24 protein-coding genes are annotated in these 26,071 nt (G+C 61.5%); 11 read left to right on the top strand and 13 right to left on the bottom strand.

The genetic code is table 11. The features are described 5' to 3' along the window. Positions 1-236: 236 nt before the first annotated feature. Positions 237-3,710: a hybrid sensor histidine kinase/response regulator gene (locus tag AC07V9_RS27625; protein ID WP_495018790.1), complete on the top strand. Its 3,474-nt coding sequence runs from the start codon at positions 237-239 to the stop codon at positions 3,708-3,710. Positions 3,711-3,964: 254 nt separating this feature from the next. Here the strand turns inward: AC07V9_RS27625 and AC07V9_RS27620 are convergent, their stop codons facing one another. The 4 genes from AC07V9_RS27620 to cysK all read right to left on the bottom strand — a co-directional run bounded on the left by AC07V9_RS27620 (position 3,965) and on the right by cysK (position 9,048). Continuing rightward, positions 3,965-4,819: a DMT family transporter gene (locus AC07V9_RS27620; RefSeq protein WP_495018789.1), complete on the bottom strand. Its 855-nt coding sequence runs from the start codon at positions 4,817-4,819 to the stop codon at positions 3,965-3,967. 450 nt (positions 4,820-5,269) lie between these two features. Beyond that, entirely contained in the window at positions 5,270-6,592 is a 1,323-nt protein-coding gene (locus tag AC07V9_RS27615; protein ID WP_495018788.1) for an OprD family porin, read from the bottom strand. A 182-nt stretch (positions 6,593-6,774) separates the two neighbouring features. Then, a complete protein-coding gene (locus AC07V9_RS27610) occupies positions 6,775-7,713 on the bottom strand; it encodes an aspartyl/asparaginyl beta-hydroxylase domain-containing protein (protein WP_495018787.1) in 939 nt (312 codons plus the stop codon). A gap of 360 nt (positions 7,714-8,073) precedes the next feature. Continuing rightward, positions 8,074-9,048, bottom strand: a complete 975-nt coding sequence (cysK, locus tag AC07V9_RS27605; protein ID WP_495018786.1) for a cysteine synthase A — start codon at positions 9,046-9,048, stop codon at positions 8,074-8,076. Between the two features lie 126 nt (positions 9,049-9,174). Here cysK and AC07V9_RS27600 point away from each other — a divergent pair, with 126 nt between their 5' ends. The 3 genes from AC07V9_RS27600 (at position 9,175) to AC07V9_RS27590 (ending at position 12,640) form a co-directional block, all read left to right on the top strand. Further along, positions 9,175-10,251, top strand: coding sequence for a DUF748 domain-containing protein (locus tag AC07V9_RS27600; RefSeq protein WP_495018785.1), 1,077 nt, complete (start codon positions 9,175-9,177; stop codon positions 10,249-10,251). 334 nt (positions 10,252-10,585) lie between these two features. Continuing rightward, on the top strand, positions 10,586-11,431 hold the full coding sequence (locus tag AC07V9_RS27595; protein ID WP_081567723.1) for an AAA family ATPase: 846 nt from the start codon (positions 10,586-10,588) through the stop codon (positions 11,429-11,431). A gap of 30 nt (positions 11,432-11,461) precedes the next feature. Next, positions 11,462-12,640 carry a vWA domain-containing protein gene (locus AC07V9_RS27590; RefSeq protein ID WP_495018784.1) on the top strand — a complete coding sequence of 393 codons (1,179 nt, stop codon included), beginning with the start codon at positions 11,462-11,464 and terminating at the stop codon, positions 12,638-12,640. Between the two features lie 60 nt (positions 12,641-12,700). Here AC07V9_RS27590 and AC07V9_RS27585 read toward each other — a convergent pair whose 3' ends face one another. From AC07V9_RS27585 to AC07V9_RS27560, 6 genes are all read right to left on the bottom strand, one after another. Next, on the bottom strand, positions 12,701-13,627 hold the full coding sequence (locus tag AC07V9_RS27585; protein ID WP_495018783.1) for a 5-oxoprolinase subunit C family protein: 927 nt from the start codon (positions 13,625-13,627) through the stop codon (positions 12,701-12,703). After that, a complete protein-coding gene (locus AC07V9_RS27580; RefSeq protein WP_495018782.1) occupies positions 13,624-14,328 on the bottom strand; it encodes a 5-oxoprolinase subunit B family protein in 705 nt (234 codons plus the stop codon). The genes AC07V9_RS27585 and AC07V9_RS27580 overlap by 4 nt, the downstream gene beginning before the upstream one ends. Further along, positions 14,325-15,077 carry a 5-oxoprolinase subunit PxpA gene (locus AC07V9_RS27575; RefSeq protein WP_495018781.1) on the bottom strand — a complete coding sequence of 251 codons (753 nt, stop codon included), beginning with the start codon at positions 15,075-15,077 and terminating at the stop codon, positions 14,325-14,327. Before AC07V9_RS27575 ends, AC07V9_RS27580 begins: the two co-directional genes overlap by 4 nt. A 330-nt stretch (positions 15,078-15,407) precedes the next feature. Continuing rightward, complete coding sequence (locus tag AC07V9_RS27570) at positions 15,408-15,932, bottom strand: DUF2937 family protein (RefSeq protein WP_495018780.1); 525 nt, start codon at positions 15,930-15,932, stop codon at positions 15,408-15,410. A 9-nt stretch (positions 15,933-15,941) separates the two neighbouring features. After that, positions 15,942-16,718 (bottom strand): class II glutamine amidotransferase, encoded by a 777-nt coding sequence (locus AC07V9_RS27565; protein WP_495018779.1) that lies wholly within the window; start codon positions 16,716-16,718, stop codon positions 15,942-15,944. 140 nt (positions 16,719-16,858) lie between these two features. Continuing rightward, entirely contained in the window at positions 16,859-17,359 is a 501-nt protein-coding gene (locus tag AC07V9_RS27560; protein ID WP_495018778.1) for an MFS transporter, read from the bottom strand. Positions 17,360-17,502: 143 nt separating this feature from the next. Between AC07V9_RS27560 and AC07V9_RS27555 the strand changes: the two genes are divergently transcribed. Both AC07V9_RS27555 and AC07V9_RS27550 read left to right on the top strand, forming a co-directional pair. Further along, entirely contained in the window at positions 17,503-19,560 is a 2,058-nt protein-coding gene (locus tag AC07V9_RS27555) for a S9 family peptidase (protein WP_495018777.1), read from the top strand. Positions 19,561-19,680: 120 nt separating this feature from the next. Further along, positions 19,681-20,154 (top strand): Crp/Fnr family transcriptional regulator, encoded by a 474-nt coding sequence (locus AC07V9_RS27550; RefSeq protein WP_495018776.1) that lies wholly within the window; start codon positions 19,681-19,683, stop codon positions 20,152-20,154. A gap of 76 nt (positions 20,155-20,230) precedes the next feature. Here the strand turns inward: AC07V9_RS27550 and AC07V9_RS27545 are convergent, their stop codons facing one another. Next, the gene (locus AC07V9_RS27545; protein WP_495018775.1) at positions 20,231-20,518 is read right to left on the bottom strand and encodes a hypothetical protein; all 288 of its coding nucleotides are present in this window, start codon (positions 20,516-20,518) and stop codon (positions 20,231-20,233) included. 110 nt (positions 20,519-20,628) lie between these two features. Between AC07V9_RS27545 and AC07V9_RS27540 the strand changes: the two genes are divergently transcribed. From AC07V9_RS27540 to AC07V9_RS27525, 4 genes are all read left to right on the top strand, one after another. After that, complete coding sequence (locus tag AC07V9_RS27540; protein ID WP_495018774.1) at positions 20,629-21,321, top strand: spermidine synthase; 693 nt, start codon at positions 20,629-20,631, stop codon at positions 21,319-21,321. Positions 21,322-21,531: 210 nt separating this feature from the next. Continuing rightward, complete coding sequence (locus AC07V9_RS27535; protein WP_495018773.1) at positions 21,532-21,903, top strand: YajD family HNH nuclease; 372 nt, start codon at positions 21,532-21,534, stop codon at positions 21,901-21,903. 164 nt (positions 21,904-22,067) lie between these two features. Further along, entirely contained in the window at positions 22,068-22,556 is a 489-nt protein-coding gene (locus AC07V9_RS27530; RefSeq protein ID WP_495018772.1) for an RNA methyltransferase, read from the top strand. Between the two features lie 83 nt (positions 22,557-22,639). After that, positions 22,640-23,011 carry a YgaP family membrane protein gene (locus AC07V9_RS27525; RefSeq protein ID WP_495018771.1) on the top strand — a complete coding sequence of 124 codons (372 nt, stop codon included), beginning with the start codon at positions 22,640-22,642 and terminating at the stop codon, positions 23,009-23,011. Positions 23,012-23,161: 150 nt separating this feature from the next. On the opposite strand, the gene AC07V9_RS27520 is transcribed toward AC07V9_RS27525, so the two are convergent. Then, on the bottom strand, positions 23,162-24,427 hold the full coding sequence (locus AC07V9_RS27520) for a hypothetical protein (protein ID WP_495018791.1): 1,266 nt from the start codon (positions 24,425-24,427) through the stop codon (positions 23,162-23,164). A gap of 51 nt (positions 24,428-24,478) precedes the next feature. Next, complete coding sequence (locus AC07V9_RS27515) at positions 24,479-24,928, bottom strand: YcgN family cysteine cluster protein (protein WP_495018770.1); 450 nt, start codon at positions 24,926-24,928, stop codon at positions 24,479-24,481. A gap of 274 nt (positions 24,929-25,202) precedes the next feature. Here AC07V9_RS27515 and AC07V9_RS27510 point away from each other — a divergent pair, with 274 nt between their 5' ends. After that, positions 25,203-25,796 carry a nitroreductase family protein gene (locus AC07V9_RS27510; protein WP_495018769.1) on the top strand — a complete coding sequence of 198 codons (594 nt, stop codon included), beginning with the start codon at positions 25,203-25,205 and terminating at the stop codon, positions 25,794-25,796. Positions 25,797-26,071 lie beyond the last annotated feature (275 nt).

Genomic DNA, 26,071 nt, shown 5'->3' with positions numbered 1-26,071 from the left:
GTGTCAAACAACATCCATGACTCTGATGCTCCGCATTCGCGGGCAAGCGCGCTCCTACAGGATGTGCACGGTCGATCCAGGTCAACATGGGAGACCATGATCGGAGGCTTGGTCGGGTCATCTGCGACACCCCGCCGCTCCTACCTTGGTCGAAACAGACGAACGTCATCCGGCGTGCGAGACTGTCTGACCGGTGAGGGATCGCCGTGCAACTGTTCTTTGCCCGTGGAGTTGTCATGTCACTGTCCAGCGGATTGATCGCTGCTGTCGCCCTGGCCTATATGGCCATCATGTTCGCCATCGCCTTTTACGGTGATCGTCGCAGCGGCGCCTTGCCGCCGCGGTTGCGTGCCTGGGTGTACAGCCTGTCGCTGGCGGTCTATTGCACCAGCTGGACGTTTTTCGGCGCGGTCGGTCAGGCCGCCGAGCAGCTGTGGTCGTTCCTGCCGATCTATCTGGGGCCCATCGTGATGATGGTGCTGGCGCCCTGGGTGCTGCAGAAGATGGTGCTGATCAGCAAGCAGGAGAACATCACATCCATCGCCGACTTCATCGCGGCGCGCTACGGCAAATCCCAGACGCTGGCCGTGGTGGTAGCGCTGATCTGCCTGATCGGTGTGCTGCCCTACATCGCCCTGCAACTCAAAGGCATCGTGCTGGGCGTGAACATCCTCATCGGCGCCGGAGCCGACGCCACCGGCACGCGAGCCCAGGACACCGCGCTGATCGTGTCGCTGGTGCTGGCGTTGTTCACCATCGTTTTCGGTACGCGCAATCTGGACGCCACCGAGCACCACCGTGGCATGGTGCTGGCCATCGCGTTCGAGTCGCTGGTCAAGCTGTTCGCCTTCATGGCCGTCGGCGTGTTCGTCACGTTCGGTCTGTATGACGGCGTCGACGATCTGTTCAATCAAGCGATGCTCGCGCCGCGTCTGGAGGCCTACTGGAAGGAGACCATCAACTGGCCGTCGATGGTGGTGCAGACCGGTGTGGCGATGATGGCCATCGTCTGCCTGCCCCGGCAGTTTCACGTGACGGTGGTGGAGAACATCGAGCCTCAGGATCTGCGCCTGGCCAAATGGGTGTTTCCGATGTACCTGCTGCTGGCGGGGCTGTTCGTGGTGCCGATTGCACTGGCCGGGCAAATGCTGCTGCCGGGCTCGGTATTGCCGGACTCCTTCGTGATCAGCGTGCCCTTGGCCCATGCTCATCCGGCATTGGCGATGCTCGCCTTCATCGGTGGCGCGTCGGCCGCGACCGGCATGGTGATCGTCGCCAGCGTCGCGCTGTCGACCATGGTGTCCAACGACATGCTGCTGCCGTGGCTGCTGCGGCGCAAAACCGCCGAGCGCCCGTTCGAGGTGTTCCGCTACTGGATGCTATCCGTGCGCCGGGTCAGCATCGTCGCGATTCTGCTGCTGGCCTACGTCAGCTATCGCCTGCTGGGTTCGACAGCGAGTCTGGCCACTATCGGCCAGATCGCTTTCGCCGCCATCACCCAACTGGCGCCTGCGATGATCGGCGCGTTGTACTGGAAACCGGCCAACCGCCGAGGCGTGTTCGCAGGGCTGGCGGCAGGCGTGTTCATCTGGTTCTACACCCTGGTGCTGCCGCTGACCGCCCACAGCATGGGCTGGTCGCTCGGCAGTTTTCCGCTGCTGGCGTGGCTGCACAGCAACCCGCTGAACCTGCCGATCACCCCGCTGACCCAAGGCGTCGTGCTGTCGATGGCAGGCAACTTCGCACTGTTCGTCTGGGTCTCGCTGCTGTCGCGCACGCGGGTGTCGGAGCACTGGCAGGCCGGGCGTTTCATCGGCCAGGAACTGCAGGCCCGCCCCAACAACCGCTCGCTGCTGGCAGTGCAGATCGAAGACCTGCTCAAGCTGTCGGCCCGCTTCGTCGGTGAGGAGCGCGCGCAACAAAGCTTCATCCGCTTTGCCTACCGCCAGGGCAAGGGCTTCAACCCGAACCAGAACGCCAACGGCGAATGGATCGCCCACACCGAGCGCTTGCTGGCCGGTGTGCTCGGTACCTCCTCGACCCGCGCCGTGGTGAAGGCCGCCATCGAGGGCCGCGACATGCAGCTCGAAGACGTGGTGCGCATCGCCGACGAAGCCTCCGAGGTGCTGCAGTTCAACCGCGCGCTGTTGCAGGGCGCCATCGAGAACATCACCCAGGGCATCAGCGTGGTCGACCAGTCGCTGAAACTGGTGGCCTGGAACGACCGTTATCTGGAGCTGTTCAACTACCCCGAAGGGCTGATCAGCGTCGGCCGGCCCATCGCCGACATCATTCGCTACAACGCCGAGCGCGGCCTGCTTGGGCCGGGTGAGGCGGAAGTTCACGTTGCCCGCCGCCTGCACTGGATGCGCCAGGGCCGCGCGCACACGTCCGAACGATTGTTCCCCAATGGCCGGGTGATCGAGCTGATCGGCAACCCGATGCCGGGCGGCGGTTTCGTCATGAGTTTTACCGACATCACTGCGTTCCGCGAGGCCGAGCAGGCGCTCAAGGGCGTCAATGAAAGCCTCGAACAACGGGTGGCCGAGCGTACCCGCGAGCTGTCGCAACTGAACGTCGCCCTCACCGAAGCCAAGGCCCACGCCGAAGCTGCCAACCAGTCGAAGACGCGCTTTCTTGCGGCAGTCAGCCACGACTTGATGCAGCCGATGAACGCCGCACGGCTGTTCTCCGCGGCCCTGCTGCACGTCGACGACAGCATCCCCGACGAGGCGCAAAAGCTGATCCAGCATCTCGACAGTTCGTTGCGCTCGGCCGAGGACCTGATCAGCGACCTGCTGGATATTTCCCGTCTGGAAAACGGCAAGTTCACCCCGACCATCGCGCCCTTCCCGCTCAACAACCTGTTCGACACGTTGGGCGCGGAATTCAAGGCGCTGGCGCAGGAACAGGGGTTGAGCTTCCGGGTGCGCGGCAGTCAGTTGCGCATCGCCAGTGACGCCAAGCTGCTGCGCCGGGTGCTGCAGAACTTCCTGACCAACGCCTTCCGCTACGCCAAGGGGCCGATTCTGCTGGGCGTGCGGCGCAAGGGTACGCATTTGAGTCTGGAGGTGTGGGACCGCGGGCCCGGCATTCCCGAAGACAAACGCCAGGTGATTTTCGAAGAATTCAAACGCCTGGACAGCCACCAGACCCGCGCTGAAAAAGGCTTGGGCCTGGGCCTGGCGATCGCCGATGGCCTGTGCCGGGTGCTCGGCCACACGCTGCAGGTGCGCTCTTGGCCTGGCAAAGGCAGCGTGTTCAGCGTCACCGTGCCGCTGGCCCGTTCGCAAACCGCGCCGCAAGCGACCACGACCGAGTCCAAACGCGCGGCCCTCAATGGCACGCAGGTGCTGTGCATCGACAACGAAGACAGCATCCTGATCGGCATGAACAGCCTGCTCAGCCGCTGGGGCTGCCAGGTGTGGACGGCGCGCAATCGCGACGAATGCCAGACCCTGCTCGACGAAGGTATCCGCCCGCATCTGGCGCTGGTGGACTACCACCTGGACCACGGCGAAACCGGCACGGACCTCATGGCCTGGCTGCGCACGCAACTGGGGGAGCCGGTGCCTGGCGTGTTGATCAGCGCTGACGGGCGCCCGGAACTGGTGGCGCAGGTGCATGCGGCGGGGCTGGAATACCTGGCCAAACCGGTGAAGCCTGCGGCCTTGCGCGCGTTGTTGAGTCGCCATGTGAATCTGAACTGAGGTCGCGTCGTTCACACCAAAAGGCCGATTGCGTGACCCTGATTCGGCGCAGGCACAGGGGCTGGCGTGGTTTGTGCTGTAACTGAGAACCGTGGGAGACGCTCGAGGACTGTGGGAGACGTCGCAGGTTACGACGGCAGCGAAGGCGGTGGGTCATGCACATGTAACCGCTTTCGCCACTGTTGCACAGCTCCAGAAGGTCCCACAGGTTCTGCATCGGTCAGTGGGAACAGCACATCACCCAACCGGGCGCATCAGCCGGTCTTGCGAAACACAAAGATCAGCCCGACCACGATCAGCACCATCCCCAGCAGGCTCAGCAGCGCCAGGCGGTTGCCGAAGATCAGGTAATCCATGATCGCCGTGACCGCTGGCACCAGATAAAACAGGCTGGTGACGTTGACCAGATTGCCTTGCGCGATCAGCCGATACAGCAGAAAAGTCGCCAGCACCGAGACCACCAGTCCCATGTACAGGACCGGCATGTAGAAGCCAAAGCTGTGCTCGAAATGGAACGGCTGGAACGGCACGAACGCCGCACACACCAGCGTACCGGCGAAGTACTGCACCGGCAGCGTGCCGAGGGGATTGTCGGTGATGCGTTTCTGCATGATCGAACCGCCGGTCATGGCCAGCATGCCAAGCACGCCGAACAGCATGCCCGCCAGCGAGCCGCCGTCGCCAATGCCCTGGAACACCACCAGCACCAGGCCCGCAAGGCCCAGCCCCAGTCCGAACATCCGCGACCAGGCACGGCTGCGCTCCACCAGCACCGCAGTCAGTATCGGCTGTACCCCCATGATGGTAGCCATGACACCGGGCGCGACGTGCATGTCCAGCGCAAGCAGATAGCAGATCTGGTAAGCGCCCAGCAGCACGGCGCCCGTTGCCAAGGCGTAGCCCATCGACTGGCGCGTGGCGGGCAGTTTGTAGCCCAGGGTCGGGATCAGGATCGCCAGCGCCACCAGCGCCAGCAAGAAACGGAACAACAGAAACGCAAAGGGCGAGGCGTGGGTCAGGCCCCACTTGGAAACGATGGCCCCGCTACTCCAGAGCAGGACGAACAGCGTAGTCGTGGCCAGCGAGGCCAGGGCTTTGTTAGCGAACATGGTGTCACCTGTGATTCAGACAAAATCGGACCCGGCAAAAGAACCGGATTCACAAACGTTTTGTTGAGGGTTGCAGGCGTGATGCGACGGCTCGGGGCAGTCGATCAGCCCAGCACAACCACGGCTGGCGGTGCGACAACGCACGCGACCGGGCTGCTCACAGATGAAGGAGGGGGGTAACGGGTAATAAAGGCAACTTGCATGCACCCGCACGGTTCAGCGACAGCGCGAGCTGCGGCACGAAACGCGAAATGTGGGTTGGATGCACGCATGATCTGCGCCTTTTCAAAGAAGGTGATTGTTGCAGCGTATTGCAGCAACGGAGCCGACTATAACCAGCCCGGGTGGTGTTGCGCAATATGATTCCTGCTAAAGGAGGTGGCGTGTTGAAATCGCCCCCCTTGGCATCAGAACGCCGCCCGGCCGGACTGCTACAGATGCGCGCTGCGGCTAATCCAGCAAACTCAACGGGTACTGAACGACGAGGTACAGACGATCAATGTCGTCGCCCCCCGCCGCATCGTTGCCCCGATGCGAAACATGGGACACGTTCATCGACAGATCCTTTGCCGGACCCGACTGCACCACGTACTTCAGATCGATGTCCCGCTCCCAGTGCCGCCCGCCCTTGCCCTGAATGGGTTCGAAACGTCCGGTATCGACATCGAACGGCTGATACACCGCACCTTGCGGCGCATGGGTGCCATCGATCTGGTTGCCACGCACATAGCGGGTCATGAACTTGAGGCCGGGAATGCCGAGCGCGACGAAGTCGAAGTCGTAACGCGCCTGCCAGGACTGCTCGTGGGCACCGTTGAAGTCAGCGTATTTGATCGAGTTGGCGAGGTAGATCGAGTCGCCGCCGACGAAATCGAACGGCGTGTCGCCATCGATCTTCTGCCAGGCCAGGGTGAAGGCCTGAGCACCCAACGAATATTTGGCCGAAAGGCTGTAAGCGGTGTTGTCGATGGCGCCGGCCCGGGCGTCGCCCTGATCCAGTGTGCGATAGAGGTTAGTGTCCAGCAGCAGCGAACTGTTGTCCGATAGCACGCCGAGGTAATGCGCGTTGCCGTAGTACTGGCGCCAGGTGTCGGTGAGCTGCGACGCATACAGCGAGCCACCGAAGGGCGAGTCCCCTGTCGTTTCCACGCCCACGAGGCTGATGGACGAACCGCGGGTGCTGGCGCCGTAGCCATCAAAGTCGCCTTTGGACGTCGAAGCGTTTTCATTCTTGAAGGCTGTGAAATGCCCAGCCACCAGTTTCAGGCCCTCGATGTCGCGGCTATCAACGTAAAAGCCCGTGGCGTATTCGGGCTGCAGGCGTTTGTCACCGGTGTCGAGCACCGGGGTTTCGACTTCCATCTCGCCAAACTTGAACGTGGTCTTCGAGACCCGCAGCTTCAGCGCCCCACCGGCATCGGAATAGTCGTCGGCGGCACGCCCTTCACTGTCGAGCGGCAACAGCCCGGTGCCCGCCCGCCCTCGCCCGCTGTCGAGCTTGAGGCCGTAAAAGGCGTGGGCATCCACCCCGAGACCGACCTGCCCCTGAGTGAAACCCGATTGCAGATTGGCGATGAAGCCCTGCGCCCATTCCTGGCGATAGCTCTGATCCGGATGACCGGTGCGGTAGTCGTTGTTCAGGAAGAAGTTTCGCGCCAGGACATCGAGCCGGGTGTCGGCCAAAAAGCCATGCTCCTCGTCGCTGGTCGCGGCCATCACGCTGCTGGATACACTGATCAGCGCCAGCGTCAGGGAAGTCAATCGGTGTGCCATGTATTCGCCTATTCAAAATGTCGCTGGCAGACGAGTGCATACGGCAACCAGGATCGCCGCCATGATCGGACGAGCGCAGCCGACAGGATTGAAAGGACGTGCTAATTCGGCCCACGGGCGCGAGCCAGAAACGACAAAGCGCCACCACCCCGAAAGGCGCGGCGCTTTGTTCTAGAGGGGTTTCAGCCGAACAGCCAGTAACCCAGCAGGGTCAGCACGACCACTGCCAGCACCGGACGCAGAATGCGATAGGCCTTGGGGTTGGCGCGCTTGAACTGCTTGACCTGGCCGCTGATGCCATTGCTGAAGCGCTTGCTGAAGGCATAGGCCTGGTTGATGCCGCCGACGCGCTCGTCATCGGTGTTCTGCGGCGCCGTGGCGCGACCCAGGAACGCGCTCACGCTGCGGTTGATCGAGGTCATGAAGCGGTTGCTCAGCGGACGCTCGATGTCGCAGAACAGGATCACGCGGGTGACGTCGGTCTCGTTCTTGACCCAATGCACGTAGGTTTCGTCGAACATCACGTCTTCCCCGTCGCGCCAGGCGTAGACCTTGCCATCGACGAAGATCCGGCAATCGTCGGAGTTCGGCGTCGACAGCCCCAGGTGATAGCGCAGGGAACCGGCAAACGGGTCGCGATGCGGGTTCAAATGGCTGCCACCGGGCAACAGCGCGAACATCGCGCCTTTGACGATGGGGATGCGGCTGACCAGCTCGACGGTCTTGGGGCACAGCGCTTCGGCCGACGGCAGCGGTTTGTCGTACCACTTCAGGTAAAAACGCTTCCAGCCCTTCTTGAAGAACGAACCGAAACCGGCGTCGTTGTCCTTGGCCGCAGCACGAATGTAGCCCTCATCGAACAGATGCATGGCTTCGTCACGAATGACTTCCCAGTTGTCCTTGAGCACATCGAGTTCAGGAAACTTGCTGCGGTCCAGGTAGGGCTTGGACGGCACGCTGGAGAACAGGTACATCAAGGCGTTGTACGGCGCGAACAGCGCAGAGTGGTTCACGAACTGGCGCAACACCGGCAAACGCGCCTTGCCGCGCAGGTGCACGTACAACGTGCTGCCAACGAACAGCATCAGAATCGCCGCCTTGGCAGCGAAAGAAAGGGTCATGAAGCTCTCCTTGGAACAGGCAAAAAACTAACCGTCGACACGCCGTCTCCGTTAACCCGATACCACGGATGTGGCAATTACCTGTGGGAGCGAATTCATTCGCGACAGGCCGGTACATCCGATCATTCTTTATCGGATGTACAACCGTATCGCGAATGAATTCGCTCCCACAGAGGTCTACGCAACATCCAGCCCCGTCATCGTCCAAAAGAACGCGAACCTCTGGCCATCGGCAATCTGAAAGTCTAAATCACTGCAAAACACCGCCACATGACCTGCATCAGGTCTCTGGCGGGTCTGATGGCGGCCATCATAAGCCTTCGTCGGCCCGGTAAAAAGCCAAAGCAGGCAACCATGCGACTATTGGGTCAGCTCCTGTTCAGTGAACAAATCGCTGAACAGCATGCTCGACAGGTATCGCTCGCCCGAATCCGGCAGGATCACCACAATGGTCTTGCCTTGCATTTCCGGCTTCTCGGCCAGGCGCACAGCCGCCTGCATCGCCGCGCCGCAGGAGATGCCGCAGAGAATCCCCTCCTCCTGCATCAGCCGCAGGGCCATGGTCTTGGCCTCTTCGTCGCTGACCAACTCGACCTTGTCGACGATCGACAGGTCGAGGTTTTTCGGGATGAAACCGGCGCCGATGCCCTGGATCTTGTGCGGGCTTGGGGTGATTTCCTGACCGGCCAGCGCCTGGGTGATGATCGGCGAAATCATCGGCTCGACCGCCACCGACAGGATGGGCTTGCCCTGAGTGTTCTTGATGTAGCGCGACACGCCGGTGATCGTGCCGCCGGTGCCGACGCCCGCGACCAGCACGTCGATGGCGCCGTCGGTATCCTTCCAGATTTCCGGCCCGGTGGTCTTTTCATGAATCGCAGGGTTCGCCGGGTTTTCGAACTGCGCGGGCATGAAGAATTTCGAAGGATCGCTGGCCACCAGTTCCTCAGCCTTGGCAATGGCGCCCTTCATGCCTTTGGCGGGCTCGGTCAGCACCAGTTCGGCGCCCAGCGCCTTGAGCACCTTGCGGCGTTCGATGCTCATCGAGGCCGGCATGGTCAACATCAATTTGTAGCCACGCGCGGCGGCCACGAAGGCCAGGCCGATACCGGTGTTGCCCGAAGTCGGCTCGACAATGGTCATGCCCGGCTTGAGTTTGCCGCGGCTTTCAGCGTCCCAGATCATGTTGGCGCCGATGCGGCACTTGACCGAATACCCCGGATTACGCCCTTCGATCTTGGCCAGAATCGTGACCCCGCGCGGCGCGATACGGTTGATCTGCACCAGCGGCGTGTTGCCGATGGAGTGGGCGTTGTCTGCGTAAATACGGCTCATGACCGGGTCCTTGTGCAGGTTTGGAAAAGCCCAAAGCCTATGCCTTGGGCGCATATTGCGTCCAGTCGAAGCGAACGGATGGCAACGCCGACAGTCAACAAATCAAGGAAACCGGAGAGCGTTGCCATGAAACGTCGCTATAGCTGGCCACTATGGACAGTGTTGGGCCTGGTCATCTTGCTGATAGCCCTGCACATCGCGCTGCCCTACGTGGTGCGCAACTACCTCAACGAAAAGCTCGCCGACATGGGCGATTACCGCGGCCAGGTGACCGACGTCGACCTGGCTCTGTGGCGTGGCGCGTACAAGATCAACGGCCTGAATATCGTCAAGGTCGATGGCAAGGTCCCGGTCCCGCTGCTGAAGGTGCCAGTGATCGACCTGTCGGTCAGTTGGCATTCACTCTGGTACGACCACGCCGTGGTGGCCGAGGTTGCGTTCATCAATCCCGAACTCAACTTCGTCGACGGCGGCGCCGACAAACAGCAATCCCAGACCGGTGCGGGCACCGACTGGCGCGCTCAGTTGAACAAGCTGTTGCCCATCACCCTCAACGAAGTGCGGGTGAACGACGGCAAGATCACGTTCAGCAACTTCAATTCCACACCGAAGGTGAAAATCCAGGCCGACAACGTGAATGCCAGCCTCTACAACCTGACCAACGTCGAGAACACCGCTGGCAAGCGCGACGCGCGGTTCGAAGGCAAGGCGCGGCTGCTGGGTCATGCGCCGCTGGAAACCACGGCCACCTTCGACCCGTTCAGCAACTTCGACGACTTCGACTTCAAACTGCGCGTCACCGACCTGCAACTAAAGCAGATGAACGATTTCGCCTCGGCCTACGGCAAGTTCGACTTCAATGCCGGCAACGGTGACGTTGTCATCGAAGCCCAGGCCAAGAAGGGCCAGCTCAGTGGCTACATCAAGCCGTTGCTGCGCGATGTCGACATCTTCAACTGGCAACAAGACGTCGAGAACCAGAACAAAGGCTTCTTCCGCTCGATCTGGGAAGCCATGGTCGGCGCCAGCGAAACCGTGCTCAAGAACCAACGCAAAAACCAGTTCGCCACCCGCGTCGAACTCAGCGGCAGCGTGCATAAACAGGACATCAGCGCGTTCCAGGCGTTCTTGCAGATCCTGCGCAACGCGTTCGTCCAGGCGTTCAATACGCGATACGACAGTGGCAAGAGTGAGGCGCAGTGAAATTGAAACAGCATCGGATATCTTGCTGACGTGATGCCGATTAAAACTGTGGGAGCGAATTTATTCGCGATTGCGCCCGACCTGACGGCAAATCTCTGTCGCCCGTAGCCCCTATCGCGAATAAATTCGCTCCCACAGGGATGGTGAGATTGCCGCCCTCTCCGTTTCACCGCCCATATCTTCTCCCAGTCAAACCCCGACCCGCCATTCAGCAACTGAATAAAGCGTCTGCATTCACAGTCACGCGGGGCGCGCGTTATAGTCGCTGCATTCTTTATGCTGAATCAGCGCCGTTCGGGCCCGTTGCCCGCACTTTACGTTCGAGGATTTCCCAATGAAGTTCGAAGGCACCCGCGCCTACGTCGCCACCGACGACCTCAAGCTTGCCGTCAATGCCGCCATCACGCTGGAGCGTCCGTTGTTGGTCAAGGGCGAACCCGGCACCGGCAAGACCATGCTGGCCGAACAATTGGCCGAGTCCTTTGGCGCAAAACTCATCACCTGGCACATCAAGTCGACCACCAAGGCCCATCAGGGCCTGTATGAGTACGACGCGGTCAGCCGTTTGCGCGACTCGCAACTGGGCGTCGACAAGGTCCACGACGTTCGCAATTACCTGAAGAAAGGCAAGCTGTGGGAGGCCTTCGAGGCCGAAGAGCGCGTCATCCTGCTGATCGACGAGATCGACAAGGCCGACATCGAGTTCCCTAACGACCTCTTGCAAGAACTCGACAAGATGGAGTTCTACGTTTACGAGATCGACGAGACGATCAAGGCGAAAAAGCGCCCGATCATCATCATTACGTCGAACAACGAAAAAGAATTGCCCGACGCTTTCCTGCGTCGCTGTTTCTTCCATTACATCGCCTTCCCGGACCGCAACACGCTGCAGCAGATCGTCGACGTGCACTACCCGGACATCAAAAAGGATCTGGTCAGCGAGGCGCTGGACGTGTTCTTCGATGTGCGCAAGGTGCCAGGCCTGAAGAAAAAGCCTTCGACCTCGGAACTGGTCGACTGGCTGAAACTGTTGATGGCCGACAACATCGGTGAAGCGGTACTTCGCGAACGTGACCCGACCAAGGCCATTCCGCCGCTGGCAGGCGCCCTGGTAAAGAACGAGCAGGACGTGCAGTTGCTCGAACGTCTGGCGTTCATGAGCCGTCGTGGCAATCGCTAAGCTCATTCCGATAAGTGCGGGAAAACCATCATGTTGCTGAACCTGTTCAACGAAATGCGCGCCGCCAAGGTGCCCGTCTCGGTGCGTGAGCTGCTGGACCTGATCAACGCCCTGAAACAGCGGGTGACGTTCGCCGACATGGACGAGTTCTACTACATGTCCCGGGCGATTCTGGTCAAGGACGAGCGCCACTACGACAAGTTCGACCGGGCTTTCGGTGCCTATTTCAACGGCCTGGAAAAGCTCGACGACTACCTGCAGGCGCTGATCCCCGAAGATTGGCTGCGCAAGGAATTCGAACGCTCGCTGAGCCATGAGGAGCGCGCGCAGATTCAGTCGCTGGGTGGCCTGGACAAGCTGATCGAAGAATTCAAGAAGCGTCTGGAAGAACAGAAAGAACGCCACGCCGGTGGCAACAAATGGATCGGCACCGGCGGCACCAGCCCGTTCGGCTCGGGCGGGTACAACCCGGAAGGCATCCGCGTTGGCGATGCGGGCAAACGCCAAGGCAAGGCCGTGAAGGTGTGGGATCAGCGCGAGTACAAGAACCTCGACGATCAGGTCGAACTCGGCACGCGCAACATCAAGGTCGCCCTGCGTCGCCTGCGCAAGTTCGCCCGCCAGGGCGCTGCGGATGAGCTGGACATCGACGGCACCATCGACCACACCGCCCGCGATGCGGGGCTTTTGAACATCCAGATGCGCCCGGAACGCCGCAACACCATCAAGCTGTTGCTGCTGTTCGACATCGGCGGCTCGATGGACGCCCACGTGAAAATCTGCGAAGAACTGTTCTCGGCCTGCAAGACCGAGTTCAAGCACATGGAGTATTTCTACTTCCACAACTTCATTTATGAGTCCGTGTGGAAGAACAACCTGCGCCGCACCTCCGAACGCACCTCGACCCAGGATTTGCTGCACAAGTACGGCGCCGACTACAAAGTGATCTTCATCGGTGATGCCGCCATGGCCCCCTACGAAATCACCCAGCCCGGCGGCAGCGTCGAACACTGGAACGAAGAAGCCGGCTACGTGTGGATGCAGCGCTTCATGGCCAAGTTCAAGAAAATCATCTGGATCAACCCCTACCCGAAAGACGCCTGGGGCTACACCACCTCAACCAACATCGTGCGGGATCTGATCGAAGATCAGATGTATCCGCTGACGCTGCGTGGGCTGGAAGAAGGGATGCGGTATTTGGCGAAGTGAAGCAGACACCGTAAGAAGCGCATCGCTGCCGTCGTAACCTCCGGCGTCTCCTACGCCGACTCAGGTGTAGGTTCCGAAACGCTGCTGAACCCCCACCTGCTCCCGCCACGCCACCTCCTGCACCACCGCCCTCATCCGAACCCCACTCCCCGGCAGTCTCTGCGCCAGCCGCGCCAGCGACAACGGGGTCAGTGCGCCCAGCCTGGGGTAGCCGCCGATGGTCTGGCGATCATTGAGCAGGACGATGGGCTGGCCATCCGGCGGGACTTGGATGGCGCCCAGCGGGATGCCTTCCGAGATCATCGGTTTGCCCTGATACACCAGTTCCGGACCGAGCAGACGTTGACCCATGCGGTCGGCTCGGCTGTCCAGGGTCCAGTCGCTGTTAAAGGCGTCGAACAGACTCAGGCCGCTAAACTGGCCGAGCTGCGCGCCAAGCACGACGTCCAGCGGGCGGGTTTCTGCGAAGTTCGGGATCAGGTGATCAGGCAGAGTATGCAGTTCGAATGAAGCGCCCGAGTACCTCAATTGATCGCCCTCGCGCAGCGCCTTGCCGGAGCCGTCCAGACCGCCCAGCCCTTCCCGCCCGACCGTTGCGCAGCTGCCCAACACGTCCAGCGCGTCGAAGCCACCGGGGGCGGCGAGGTAGGCGCGCGCACCGCAAATCGGCTGGGTGAAGCGCAATTGCTGGCCCTTGCGCATGAAGAAACTGCGCCACGGGGCGATTGCGCGTTCGTCGAGCATCGCGCCCAGATCGGCGCCAGCCAAGGCCAGGCAGCAATCGGATTCAGCCAATAGCGTCAGCCCGCCAAGGGTCACTTCGATCACGGGCGCGCCGAGGGGGTTGTTCAGCAGCTTGTTGGCCCAGGCCATTGACACCCAGTCCAGCGCGCCGCCCTGGGTCACGCCCAGATGGCGCACGCCAAAACGTCCGGCGTCCTGCAACTGGCACAGCGGTGTACTGCTTTTGACGGTCAACACACTCATGCCAGCGCCTCCAGCGGGGTATCGTCGCCGCCCAGGCGAATGAATTCTGCGTGGTCGATGGCGGCGAAACGCACGGTGTCGCCGGGCTGCATCAGGCTGTAGCCGTCGATGTCGCGATCAAAGAGCTTGGCCGGAGTGCGGCCTAGAATGTTCCAGCCGCCAGGGGATTGCAGCGGGTAGGCCGCGGTTTGACGTTCGGCGATGCCGACGCTGCCTGCCGCCACGCGTTTGCGCGGGGTCTTGATGCGGGGCGCGGCGAGGATTTCCTCGACCAGCCCCATGAAGGCGAAACCTGGCGCAAAGCCCAGCGCAAACACTTGATACTCGCGCTGAGTGTGCCGATGAATCACCTCATCCACCGGCAGCCCGCTGCGCTTGGACAGCAGAGTCAATTCAGGGCCCACGCTGAGGTCATACCAGACCGGCAATATGTGCTGCCGCCCCCCTTTGGCCGCGTCGGGCGACAAGCCTTCCAGCGCCTGGGCGATCACTTTGCGAGCCTGTTGAGGACTCAGCGCCATCAGGTCGTAATGCACCATCAGCGTGGTGTAGGACGGCACCAGATCGATCAGATGCGCACCGAAGCCCTCGCGCAGACGCAGGCTGGCGGCGAGCATCCAGGGCATGTTGGCTTCATCGATGGCATCGAACAGACGCACCATCAGGCAATCGATCGCGACGACTTCGATACGCACATTCATGACGCGGTGTTCTTGCCCAGCGCCTGACGAATCTGCTGCACCGCCGCGATGGAGCTGGCGTTGTCGCCGTGTACGCACAGCGTGTCGACGTGCAGCAGCAGTTCGCTGCCGTCGCTGGCGATCAGCGCTTCGCCTCGGGACAGGGTCATGGCCTGGCCGATGATTTGCGCAGGGTCGTGATGCACGGCGCCGGGCAGGTTGCGCGACACCAAACGGCCTGCACTGTCGTAGGCGCGGTCGGCAAAGGCTTCGAACCAGAGGGTGACATTGAACTCATCGGCGATGGCTTGCGCCGCGCTGTTGTCGCGCATCGACAGCAGCATCAGCGGCAGCTCGGCGTTATAGCGGGCGATGCCTTCGATGACCGCGCGCAGCTGCGTCGGGTTGGCCATCATGTCGTTGTACATGGCGCCGTGGGGTTTGACGTAGCTGACGCGACCGCCTTGAGCGCGGGCAACGCCGTCCAGCGCGCCGATCTGGTAGTGCAGCAGGTCTTGAATTTCTTGTGGCGAACAGGCCATGGAGCGCCGCCCGAAGCCCACCAGGTCCGGGTAGGCCGGGTGCGCACCGATGGTCACGTTGTGGGTCAGGGCCAGCGCCACGGTCTTGCGCATGACGCCGGGGTCGCCGGCATGAAAGCCGCAGGCGATGTTGGCGCAGTCGATGTACGGCATCACCTCGGCGTCCAGACCCATGGTCCAGGCGCCGTAGCTTTCGCCGATATCACAATTCAATAACAGGCGGCCCAAAGGATGATCTCCTGTGCGAATGACGGTTGGGGACGAGGCTTGAGTCTACGCGCGGGAAGCATCCCTTTGCAGTGCTGAAACACGCCTGTCATGTGTAGGCGCATTCTTGGGCGGGAGTGGACGGGGCGTCCAACTAATAAAAGCGGGAGGGGGGGATAAGAAAAAGTGAACGGGGATAAGCCTGAGTCTTTGGCCACCGCAATTCCCTGTGGGAGTGCGCTTGCTCACGAAGAGGGCTATACATTCAAAGCATGTGAAGCATCTGAAAGTCAGTCTTCGCGAGCAAGCTCACTCCCACAGGTGTACTCAAAAAGCGGGAGAATCCAGGCCTTACTGCCAGTCCCGATTGACCTTGCGCACGTGGTGCCGACCGACGAATACCCAGTCGATGAACAGCACGAAACTCTCGATCACCATCGAGAACAGCAGCGCACACACCAGGCCCCAACCGATGACTTCCGGCGACAGCAGCACCTGCCAAGTGTAGCCGTTCCAGGTTTCCTTGCGGATGTCCGGGTCGGCGGCAGTCAGTACATGCCAGGCGCGCAGGTACCACGGGCCTTGCATCGCCAGGAACTCACGGTCGAGTATCTGATTGCGTGTCAGCAGATTGCTGATGTTGCTGGCGTCGGTGCGAAACACTGGGTCATCGCTGCTGCGGTAGTGCTGGATCAGTGCCTGCACGTCGCCATTGAAGAAGCGCTGAGCCGTGTCGTTGTAGCCGCGCAGGTTCTGCTGCGCCTCCATCAGATGCGCTTCGACACGCTTGCTGTAGTCGCTGATGAAGCCGGGAATCTGCACGCCGATCAACAGGCCTGCCGTAAACAACACCAGTCGCAGATAGCTTCGAAGCATAGGTCCCTCTCAGTCGGTTTGACCTTCAGCCACGCATTCGCCGCGACGCCACAGGCTCCAGTGGCCGGGTTCGTAGCGATTCCAGGTTTCGTTCTCGGTCAGCGGCTCGGTAGCGATCACCGTGACCACGTCATTTGGCGTGGTTTCGGCCTGAAAATCGACGATCACGTCGACATCCTTCAACCGCGCCGGACCAAACGGCGCACGCCGGGTGATGTGCACCAGCTTGGTCGAACAGAAACAGAACAGCCAGTCGCCATCGCTAAGCAGACCGTTGAACACGCCTTTGTTTCGATACTCGCTGCAGGCTTGGACCAGGGTCGGCAACAGCTGTTCGATCTCGACAGGCTCGGGGAAGGCTTCGCGCACGCGGTTCAGCAGGTCGCAGAATGCAGCTTCGCTGTCGGTGTCGCCCACAGGCCTGTAGAAGGTGGCGGTCGGATGAAAATCCGCCAACTGGCCATTGTGAGCAAAACACCAGTTGCGGCCCCACAGTTCGCGCACGAATGGATGGGTGTTGGACAGGCAGACTTTGCCAACGTTGGCCTGACGGATGTGGCCGATGACCACTTCGCTCTTGATCGGGTAACGCTGCACCAGCTGCGCGACTTCCGACTCGCTGCTGGCGGCCGGGTCCTGAAACAAGCGCAGGCCACGCCCCTCATAGAAGCCGATGCCCCAGCCGTCGCGGTGGGGACCGGTGCGGCCGCCGCGCTGCATCAGCCCGGTGAAGCTGAACACGATGTCGGTCGGTACGTTGGCACTCATGCCCAGAAGTTCACACATGCTCAGGTCTCGGTACGCTCAACGACACACATCATTTGTAGGAGCGCGCTTGCCCGCGAATCGTTGTGCCAGCCACCACACGGGTGTCTGGAGAACCGCATCGCGGGCAAGCGCGCTCCTACAGCAGTACTCGCCACGCTTTAAAGTTTGGGTTCGACCCGATGACGGCCAACATTGCCGCCGTTGGCGGGCGCTGCAGGGCTGGCGAAACGTGAAGGACCTGGCGCTGCGAACGGCTGATCGTCTTCGGCCTTCTGCTCGGCAGCGGCCTGTGCGGCAGCGGCTTCGGCGTGGGCCAGACGGGCCTTTTTCTTGCGTAGGAAAGGTAGACGGACCAGCGCGAAAACGACGTAGAGGCCTAGGGCAATGGAACCGTAGGTCGACAGATCCAGTGCCGCGCGCCAGACGTTATTGCCCACTTTCAGGCCAAGGTCGAGCACGCTGATGGCCAGCGCCGGTGCGTATTTTTCCTTGACCGGGTCGATGATGGTCGGGCAGAACAACAGCACCGCGCCGATCACGCGCAGCGGTTCGCGCAGGTAGCGCCACATCCAGCCGGTCAGCTTGAACCACACCAGCAGACAGCCCAACGCGGCGAACGCGTAGAGGCCCCAGGCAATCAGATAGTCGTTGTCGGTCATGACGTCCGTGGTAAGGCAGGTAAAGAGGCGCTTATGATAACGACTTTTCGCAAGCCTGGCTTACCCGGCTTCAGTTATCGGTCCGCAACGCCTCGTGCAGGCGCCTGTCGGAGCGGTCTGTTTCACTTTTGAGAGAGCCCCGCATGCCTTCTTCCAAGACCCCGTCCAGCGCCCCCGTTGCCCGCAAGGCCGATGGCGCCGATCCGTATGCCTGGCTGCAGAACCGCGACACCGCCGAGGTGCTCGATTACCTCAAGGCCGAAAACGCCTGGCAGGAACAGCAACTGGCCGATCAACAGGCGCTGCGCGAGACCCTGTTTCAGGAGATCAAGGGCCGCATTCTCGAAACCGACCTGTCGCTGCCCTCCCCTTGGGGCCCGTACCTGTATTACACCCGCACCACCGAAGGCGACGAGTATGCCCGCCACTACCGCTGCCCGCGCCCCGCTGATGATTCCCAGACCATCGACGAAAACGCCGAAGAGCTGCTGCTGGACCCGAACGCACTGGCCAACGGCGGCTTCTTTTGCCTGGGCGCGTTCAGCATCAGCCCTGACCATCAACGCCTGGCCTACAGCACCGACACCAGCGGCGAAGAGGTCTACAGCCTGTACGTCAAGGAACTGAGCAGCGGTGACGTCGCCAGCCTGCCGTTCGAGGACTGCGACGGCAGCATGACTTGGGCCAATGACAGCCAGACCCTGTTCTTTGGTGAACTGGACGACACCCATCGCCCACACAAGCTGTATCGCCACACGTTGGGCAGCGACTCGGCGGACCTGGTGTTCAGCGAACCCGACGGCCGTTTTTTCCTGCACTGCTACCGCACCAGTTCCGAGCGTCAGCTGATGCTGGCCCTGGACAGCAAGACCACCGGCGAAAGCTGGGTACTGGACGCCAGCAAGCCGCAAGAGGCATTCGTTTGCGTCGCGCCACGTAGCGAAGGTCATGAATACTCGGTGGATCACGGCCTGATCGACGGCACCTGGAGCTGGCTGATTCGCAGCAATCAGTCCGGTATCAACTTCGCGCTGTTCCACGCCCCTGAAAAAGCCGGCCACGCGCCACAGCGCAAGGACTGGCAGACGCTGATCCCTCACAGCGACACGGTGATGCTCGATGGCTTCAGCCTCAATGCTCGTGGCCTGACCCTGAGCTTGCGCGAAGGCGGCCTGCCGATCGTCGAGGTTCACCCACTGGGTCTGTCGCCTTATCGCGTGCAACTGCCGGACGCGGCCTACAACCTGTATGTCCAGGACACCCTTGAATTCGAGAGCGACAAGATTCGTCTGCGCTATCAATCCCTCAATCGCCCGCCTCAGGTGCGTCAGTTGACCCTGGCGACCGGGGAACAGGTCGTATTGAAGGAAACGCCGGTTCTGGGCGTATTCGACGCCGATGCCTACGTTAGCCAGCGCCTCTGGGCTACGGCTGCCGACGGCACGCAGGTGCCGATCAGCCTGGTGGTCAAGCGCGAACTGGCGGGCACTTGCGTGCCGCTGTACCTGTACGGCTACGGCGCTTACGGCGAAAGCCTCGACCCATGGTTCTCCCACGCGCGGCTGAGCCTGCTCGAGCGCGGCATGGCCTTCGCCATCGCCCACGTGCGCGGCGGCGGCGAGCTGGGCGAAGCCTGGTATCGCAACGGCAAGCAGGAGCACAAGCAGAACACCTTCGGCGACTTCATCGCCTGCGCCGAGCATCTGATTGCACAAAACCTGACGTCGGCCGAGAAACTGGTGATCAGCGGTGGCAGCGCCGGAGGCCTGTTGATCGGCGCGGTGGTCAATCAGCGTCCGGAGCTGTTCAAGGCAGCGATTGCCGAGGTGCCGTTCGTCGACGTGCTCAACACCATGCTCGACCCTGATCTGCCGCTGACCGTCACCGAATACGACGAGTGGGGTAATCCGCAGGAGCCTGCGGTCTACGCTCGAATCAAGGCCTACGCGCCGTATGAAAACGTCAGCGCTCAGGCGTATCCGGCGATGCTGGTGATCGCTGGCTACAACGACAGTCGCGTGCAGTATTGGGAAGCGGCCAAGTGGGTGGCAAAATTGCGCGACACCAAAGTCGACGACAACCTGTTGCTGCTCAAGACCGAGCTCGGTGCGGGCCACGGCGGAATGAGCGGGCGCTATCAGGGGTTGCGTGACGTAGCGCTCGAATATGGATTTATCTTCAAGGTATTGCAGCTGGCCTGAGGAACTCCCTCCTGGCCATTTGTCCTATCAGACGGCGTGCGGACCCGCTGTAGTCCACCGCCGTTTTGCAGGTCAGTAATTGGCAGTCCCCATTCTTCACGACACTGACAAGAACATCCCATGCCGACACCCTCATCATTGAACAATGAAATCCGCGAGATGCTGATGGACTGCGGTCTGTTCCTCGCCCTCACGCCTGCGGACTTTTCTGCAGCGGCGGGCTATTTCAGCATCAGCAACATCGAAAAAGGCGAAGCGATCTTCAACGAAGGCGACGCCGGGACCTTCATGTGCATCATTCATTCGGGCACGGTGTCGGTGCAAAAGCACAACGGCGAAGGCGTCCCGGTCGAAACGGCGATCCTGCGCAGCGGCCGTGCGTTTGGCGAAATGGCCGTGCTCGATGGCGAACGCCGCTCGGCCAGTTGCATCGCGGCGTCGCCGTGCGACCTGCTGAACCTGGGCAAGGACTCGTTGGACAAGATGCTCAACGAGGCGCCGAAGGTCGCGGCCAAGATCATCCGCGCCATTGCCGTCGCGATGTCCAAGCGCCTGCGCATGATGGACGGGCAGGTGTTGGCTCAGCAGGAGTAGTGCTTTCGCGCTTTCGCCACCAAGGCGGCTCCCACATTTTTTGCAACGTGCCGCAGTCTGAAAGATCACCTTTGGTTCAAGGATTCGGCTTGGCCGGCGGCGGTAATCCCGGCAGAGGCTCATCGTCTTTCGGCGGTCCGGGCTGAGGGATCTTTGGCAACAACGGCGGGTTGCCCTGCCCTCCCGCGCGAGGAACGCTGGGTGGCGACACTTGCGGATACGGCGTCGGCGTGGCCGTTCCGGGTGAGCCGGAGGTCGCGGCGATCGGCTCGGGGGTGTTGAGGACAGGTTGCAGATTCTCGGCAAATGCCTGTGATGCGCTCAGCACCGTCAAGGCAATCGCCGCTAGAATGGACCGCTTCATCGTTGGCCTCCACTGCCAATCTTTTGCTGTGACGCTCAGGCTACTCCTGCGCAGCGCTTCGTGCGCTGACAAATTGCTCTGGGCCCGGCCTCGCCCTCATTGAGTTCTCCATGAAACGTTTCGTTCTGCTCGACACCACCCCGATCCCCGACAACGGCGGCGCCCTGTGCCTGTTCGAATACGGCGAGGATTTCGTGATCAAGATCCAGGGCGGCGACGGCGGCCAGTTGATGAACACGCGCATGCACGGCTCCGAAGACGCCCTCGCCGAAATCCCCTGCAAAAAAGTCGCTTCGCGCCTGCAGCCCCGCGTATTGATTGGCGGGCTGGGCATGGGCTTCACCCTTGCCTCGGCCCTCAAGCATCTGGGCAAGAACGGCGAAGTGGTCGTGGCCGAGCTGGTGCCCGGCGTGGTTGAGTGGAATCGTGGCCCATTGGGTGAGAAATCGGGCCATCCCTTGCAGGACCCACGCGCCAAAATCGTCGTCCAGGACGTTGCGCAGGTGCTGAAAAGCGAACCCCAGGGTTTCGACGCGATCATGCTCGACGTCGACAACGGCCCCGAAGGCCTGACGCAAAAGGCCAACAGCTGGTTGTATTCGGCAGGTGGTCTGGCGGCCTGCGCCAACGCGCTGCGGCCCAAAGGTGTGCTGGCCGTGTGGTCGGCCAGCGCCGACGCCGCATTCAGCGACAAACTGCGCAAGGCCGGATTCAAGGCAGAAGAGGTCAAGGTTTACGCCCACGGCAACAAGGGCACGCGGCATACGATCTGGATCGCGGAAAAACTCAAACAGACCGCGTGAAAACTACTGCGCTCGGCAATACTGCGTTAAAAACAGGCGGGAAATGCTCATTTAGAACACCTAGAGTCGGGCGCGACCCCGGCCGTTTCCCGCCTGTTTTTGCCTTGTCTTGCCTTCGCTCGCTACGTTTTCACGGGGTCTGTACGGCTGAACGCGAAGCTAAGCGCTAGAATTCTCCCATTGCCCACAGCACACGGAACAGGTGACACCATGAGTTCGGAAACCCCGACCAACACATCCAAGCTCGACCGCATCCTTGCCGACGCCCAGCGCGATCGCGAGATGGGCTATCGCGACAAGGCCCTGCGCATGTACCCGCACGTGTGCGGGCGTTGCGCCCGGGAGTTTTCCGGCAAGCGCCTGAGCGAGCTGACCGTGCACCACCGCGATCACAACCACGACAACAACCCGCAGGACGGCTCCAACTGGGAGCTCTTGTGCCTGTACTGCCACGACAACGAGCACTCGCGGTATACCGACCAGCAGTATTTTTCGGACAGCTCGACCAGCAGCCCGAAAACCGCCAAGGCCACCCACAACCCGTTTGCGGCGCTGGCTGGCCTGATGAAGAAGGACGACTGACCCCAATCCTGTAGGAGCGCGCTTGCCCGCGAAGACATTCGGACAGCCGACACGCATCGGCAGGATGTAAGGAAGTCATCGCGGGCAAGCGCGCTCCTACACGGTGCCCGCATGCCATGCGCATGCGTATAATCCCGCGCCTTCCCTTTAGAGCACCCTCCCCCATGGCCAACAAACGCTATGCCTGCATCGGCTTGTACAACCCAAAATCCCCGGAAAACGTCGGATCGGTGATGCGCGCGGCAGGCTGCTATGGCGTGGCGTCGGTGTTCTACACCGGCACGCGTTACGAGCGAGCGCGGGATTTCGTCACCGACACCAAGAAGATCCATCAGGACATCCCGCTGATCGGCATCGATGACCTGAAAAAGATCATCCCCTTGGGCTGTGTGCCCGTCGCGGTGGAACTGGTAGAGGGCGCGCGCTCGCTGCCCGAGTACACCCACCCGGATCGCGCGATCTACATCTTCGGCCCTGAGGACGGTTCGCTGGACAAGGAGATTCGCGACTGGTGCGAGGATGTGGTGTACATCCCCACGACCGGTTGCATGAATCTGGCGGCAACCGTCAACGTCGTGCTGTACGACCGCATGGCCAAGGGCAATAACACCCGCTCGGGCCCACAGTTCGGCCGCGAAACTGAGCGCACCTGACCCTCGGCCTCGACAAACGCATTGAACAGTTTGCGATTGCGACAGTCAGCTTTAGGGACCTTACTTTTCATGGAGAGCGCATCATGAGCGATACCCCGATCCTTAAACGCGTCGAACGAGATCTGCAGGATTACCCCGAGCAGAACGTCCAGGGGTGGGAGCGCATCGGCTCGCTGGCCGGTGGCGTGCTGATGATGGGCAAGGGCCTTCGTCGCGGCGGTATTTTCGGGCTGGTGCAACTGGCCATCGGCGGCGCGGTTCTGGCTCGCGGCATCACCGGCCATTGCTCGGCCAAGACGCTGCTGGACAAAAGCCGCAGTGAGATGGATGTCGCCCGAGCGCGTATCGAAGCGGCTGGCGCCGAGTTGAGCAAACTCAAGACGAAAGCTGAAGTGGCAGCGGAAGAAGCGGTGGTAAAGAGCGTTGAGGCAGTGAAAGGGCCTAACGGCGTTTGATACCGCTCCTCTACGGCACCGCCATTCAAACACTGTGGGAGCGAATTCATTCGCGATTGTCCGTACATTCGACGCATTTTCATCGTCTGTACATACGTCTCGCGAATGAATTGGCTCCCACAGGTAAAGCACGGGCGTCGGTGCACGCAGCTACTGCAGAAGACTGCTATTGAGCACCTTCGAAGGCTCGGCCATCACCCCCGCACTCAACTGCACGAAATCTTCAGTACTCACCGCCCCCATTCGCATCACGCCCTGCGCCACGTCATCCAGCGACTTCTGATCGTCGGTCTTGCGCCGAATCTCCTGATCGAGTGAGCCCATCAGCAGCGCCGCACGGGCGGTCATCGGCTGATCAACGCGATCACCGCGCAACGTCGTCACTTTGCGTCCTACCCGGGTCAGGATCGACTGCCAGTCCTGATAGCGATCTTCGGTCATCCCGCCAGCCCGCCGCAGCACTTCCACCGAGTAGTACTCAGCCAGCCCTGCACGGATCCAGTCGCTGCGGTCGCGGGTATGAATGCGCGCGAACACCTGTACCAGTTCGCGCAACAAGGGGCTTGCGCCACTTTCGCTGATGATCGGCCGACTGCCGTTGAGGTAGATCGAGTCATGCCCGGCGCTGGCGTTGCGGGACATGCCCTGCGCCGCGCCAACCACCAGCAGCTTGCCCGGCGTGCGCGGGAAAACCGCCTGTAGTTTGGGCCAGACAAACGTCAGCAGCGTCAGGGTTTCCATGCGGCGCATGCCCTGCCCCTTCGGCGCACTAATCGTAACGTCGGTGTCGCCCAGATGCGCGCGGCGGTTGATCAGGTTGCCCGCCAGCATCCAGCCGGTCGGACGATCGAACAGGCGCGAGACGTTATCGATGCGAAAGCGGTTCTTGCCGATGCGCGGCCAAGAGGTCTCGACGTTTCGCCAGCCCGGCGGCAAGTCGAAGGTCAGGCGCGCCTGCAAGCGCACACCCTCCTGCTGATCGAGCCGCGCGTTGGGCACCAGATCTTCGCCACGAAACAGCGCCCAGTCAGGGGTCATGCGGCTGTCGTAGCGGGGGTTGTCTGCTGAAGCCTCTGCGCCATGACGATTGAGGTGCACGCGCCAGCTCAGCGTTGCCTTGCCTGCGGCCGGTTTCCAGACACCGCGCAGCACGTTGGCCGACTCCCCCGGTGCGGTTGTCCACTGGCCGTCAGCGCTGAAGTCAGAGAAATAACCCTTGTCTCCCAGATTGAAGTTCAGACTCCGTACGACGTCGCCTTGCTCCAGGGTCAGACGCACCTCTGCCTGATCGCTTTGGGGCAACAGGGTGACGTGATAGTCCAGATCGACTTTCTTCGCCGCGTGGACAGGGCCGGCAGAAGCCAGGCCGAGGGCGAGCAGAACAGCACACAGCGGCAGTTGATAACGCACGGGCAGACCACTCCTGTGGCAACAGGCTCTTGGATCGGGGGTTAACTCACAACAGTGTCAGCCAGCGCGGAAAATCAGGTAATCCTCCCAATCGTCTTCGGCCACACTCTTCTCGCTGAGCATGCGCCCGGACTGGGAAATACGCTGTTTGTGCACCTGCTCGCGATCACCACACACCAGGTGATGCCAGAGCGGCAGGTCCTTGCCTTCGCTGACCAGGCGGTAACCGCAGGTGGGCGGTAACCACTTGAACTCATCGGCCTGACCCGGCGTGAGTTGAATGCAATCGGGCACCTGGGCGCGACGATTCGGATAATCGGTGCACTGGCAGGTCTTGAGATCCAGCAGCTTGCAGGCAACGCGCGTGTAATAGACGCTGCCGTCGTCCTCATCCTCGAGCTTTTGCAGGCAGCACAGGCCGCACCCGTCGCACAGGGATTCCCACTCGACCGGGTCGAGTTGAGCGAGGGTTTTGCGCATCCAGAAGGGTTCTACGTGAGCGGCCATGGGTCTGAGGGATCGGTTTTGGCTGAAGAAAAGGCCGCCAGTCTAGTGGCACATCGCACGCCGGCCAAGCGCTGGCGACTGTCGGTACGCGCGCGCTTGTCAGCGCGCGGTCGGCGAAGTAGCTTTATGCCCTCGCAAGCAATAGCTTAAGCCTGCTTGTGACACGCATCATTTCGGTTTCGACGATGCCTGCCGTCCACGGCCCATCTGATTGATTTCGCCTGCCGCTTTCATTGGCGGGCGATCACCTCAACCCTTCAGGATCAGAACTTCCATGAGCGCCAACCCCCGCGTTGCCGAGTACGCCATTCATCCACAATTCACTGATCGCTGGTCGCCCCGCGCCTTCACTGGCGAGAGCATCCCGCAAGAAACCCTGCTGAGCTTTTTCGAAGCCGCACGCTGGGCGCCGTCGGCTTACAACTCGCAGCCGTGGCGCTTTCTCTACGCCCGCCGCGACACGCCGAACTGGGAACGCTTCCTGGGCCTGCTCAACGAGTTCAACCGTGGCTGGGCGCAGCACGCTTCGGCGCTGGTGATCGTCATCTCCAAGACCACCTTCACCGCACCGGGCGCCAGCGAAGAAACCCCTGCCCTGTGGCACACCTTCGACACCGGTTCGGCCTGGGGCCACCTGGCGCTGCAAGCGAGCCTGAGCGGCTGGCACACCCACGGCATGGCCGGTTTCGATCAGGAGTTGACCCGCAAGGAACTGAAGATTCCGCAAGGCTACGCGCTGCATACAGCGGTGGCGATCGGCAAGCTGGGCGACAAGGCGACCCTGGCCGAATACCTGCAGGCCCGCGAAGTGCCAAGCCCGCGTCGACCGCTGGCGGAACTGGCGGCTGAAGGGGATTTCAGCCTGTAAGAACCGCGTCATCCGTCGTGACCATGGGCGAACGCTCCGTCACGGCGGATGAGCAACCTGTGGCAGCGAATCCATTCGCGAAGCGTAGGTACAGACGACAATGATGTGGCGAATGTACCGGCCAATCGCGAATGAATTCGCTCCCACAGGGGGCTGGCGGAACTGGCGGCTGAGGGGGATTTCAGCCTGTAAGAACGGCGTCATCCGTCGTGACCATGGGCGAACGCTCCGTCACGGCGGATGAGCAACCTGTGGCAGCGAATCCATTCGCGAAG

The organism is Pseudomonas sp. GW821-FHT02A11 (genome assembly GCF_059421985.1).
The sequence above is the reverse complement of the archived record's forward strand: the minus strand, read 5'-3'. Positions and strand labels throughout refer to the sequence as shown.

Coding starts and splice junctions, on each gene's coding strand:
- AC07V9_RS27625 (WP_495018790.1), top strand. CDS start 237: ATGTCACTGTCCAGCGGATTGATCGCTGCTGTCGCCCTGGCCTATATG.
- AC07V9_RS27620 (WP_495018789.1), bottom strand. CDS start 4,819: ATGTTCGCTAACAAAGCCCTGGCCTCGCTGGCCACGACTACGCTGTTC.
- AC07V9_RS27615 (WP_495018788.1), bottom strand. CDS start 6,592: ATGGCACACCGATTGACTTCCCTGACGCTGGCGCTGATCAGTGTATCC.
- AC07V9_RS27610 (WP_495018787.1), bottom strand. CDS start 7,713: ATGACCCTTTCTTTCGCTGCCAAGGCGGCGATTCTGATGCTGTTCGTT.
- cysK (WP_495018786.1), bottom strand. CDS start 9,048: ATGAGCCGTATTTACGCAGACAACGCCCACTCCATCGGCAACACGCCG.
- AC07V9_RS27600 (WP_495018785.1), top strand. CDS start 9,175: ATGAAACGTCGCTATAGCTGGCCACTATGGACAGTGTTGGGCCTGGTC.
- AC07V9_RS27595 (WP_081567723.1), top strand. CDS start 10,586: ATGAAGTTCGAAGGCACCCGCGCCTACGTCGCCACCGACGACCTCAAG.
- AC07V9_RS27590 (WP_495018784.1), top strand. CDS start 11,462: ATGTTGCTGAACCTGTTCAACGAAATGCGCGCCGCCAAGGTGCCCGTC.
- AC07V9_RS27585 (WP_495018783.1), bottom strand. CDS start 13,627: ATGAGTGTGTTGACCGTCAAAAGCAGTACACCGCTGTGCCAGTTGCAG.
- AC07V9_RS27580 (WP_495018782.1), bottom strand. CDS start 14,328: ATGAATGTGCGTATCGAAGTCGTCGCGATCGATTGCCTGATGGTGCGT.
- AC07V9_RS27570 (WP_495018780.1), bottom strand. CDS start 15,932: ATGCTTCGAAGCTATCTGCGACTGGTGTTGTTTACGGCAGGCCTGTTG.
- AC07V9_RS27565 (WP_495018779.1), bottom strand. CDS start 16,718: ATGTGTGAACTTCTGGGCATGAGTGCCAACGTACCGACCGACATCGTG.
- AC07V9_RS27560 (WP_495018778.1), bottom strand. CDS start 17,359: ATGACCGACAACGACTATCTGATTGCCTGGGGCCTCTACGCGTTCGCC.
- AC07V9_RS27555 (WP_495018777.1), top strand. CDS start 17,503: ATGCCTTCTTCCAAGACCCCGTCCAGCGCCCCCGTTGCCCGCAAGGCC.
- AC07V9_RS27550 (WP_495018776.1), top strand. CDS start 19,681: ATGCCGACACCCTCATCATTGAACAATGAAATCCGCGAGATGCTGATG.
- AC07V9_RS27545 (WP_495018775.1), bottom strand. CDS start 20,518: ATGAAGCGGTCCATTCTAGCGGCGATTGCCTTGACGGTGCTGAGCGCA.
- AC07V9_RS27540 (WP_495018774.1), top strand. CDS start 20,629: ATGAAACGTTTCGTTCTGCTCGACACCACCCCGATCCCCGACAACGGC.
- AC07V9_RS27535 (WP_495018773.1), top strand. CDS start 21,532: ATGAGTTCGGAAACCCCGACCAACACATCCAAGCTCGACCGCATCCTT.
- AC07V9_RS27530 (WP_495018772.1), top strand. CDS start 22,068: ATGGCCAACAAACGCTATGCCTGCATCGGCTTGTACAACCCAAAATCC.
- AC07V9_RS27525 (WP_495018771.1), top strand. CDS start 22,640: ATGAGCGATACCCCGATCCTTAAACGCGTCGAACGAGATCTGCAGGAT.
- AC07V9_RS27515 (WP_495018770.1), bottom strand. CDS start 24,928: ATGGCCGCTCACGTAGAACCCTTCTGGATGCGCAAAACCCTCGCTCAA.
- AC07V9_RS27510 (WP_495018769.1), top strand. CDS start 25,203: ATGAGCGCCAACCCCCGCGTTGCCGAGTACGCCATTCATCCACAATTC.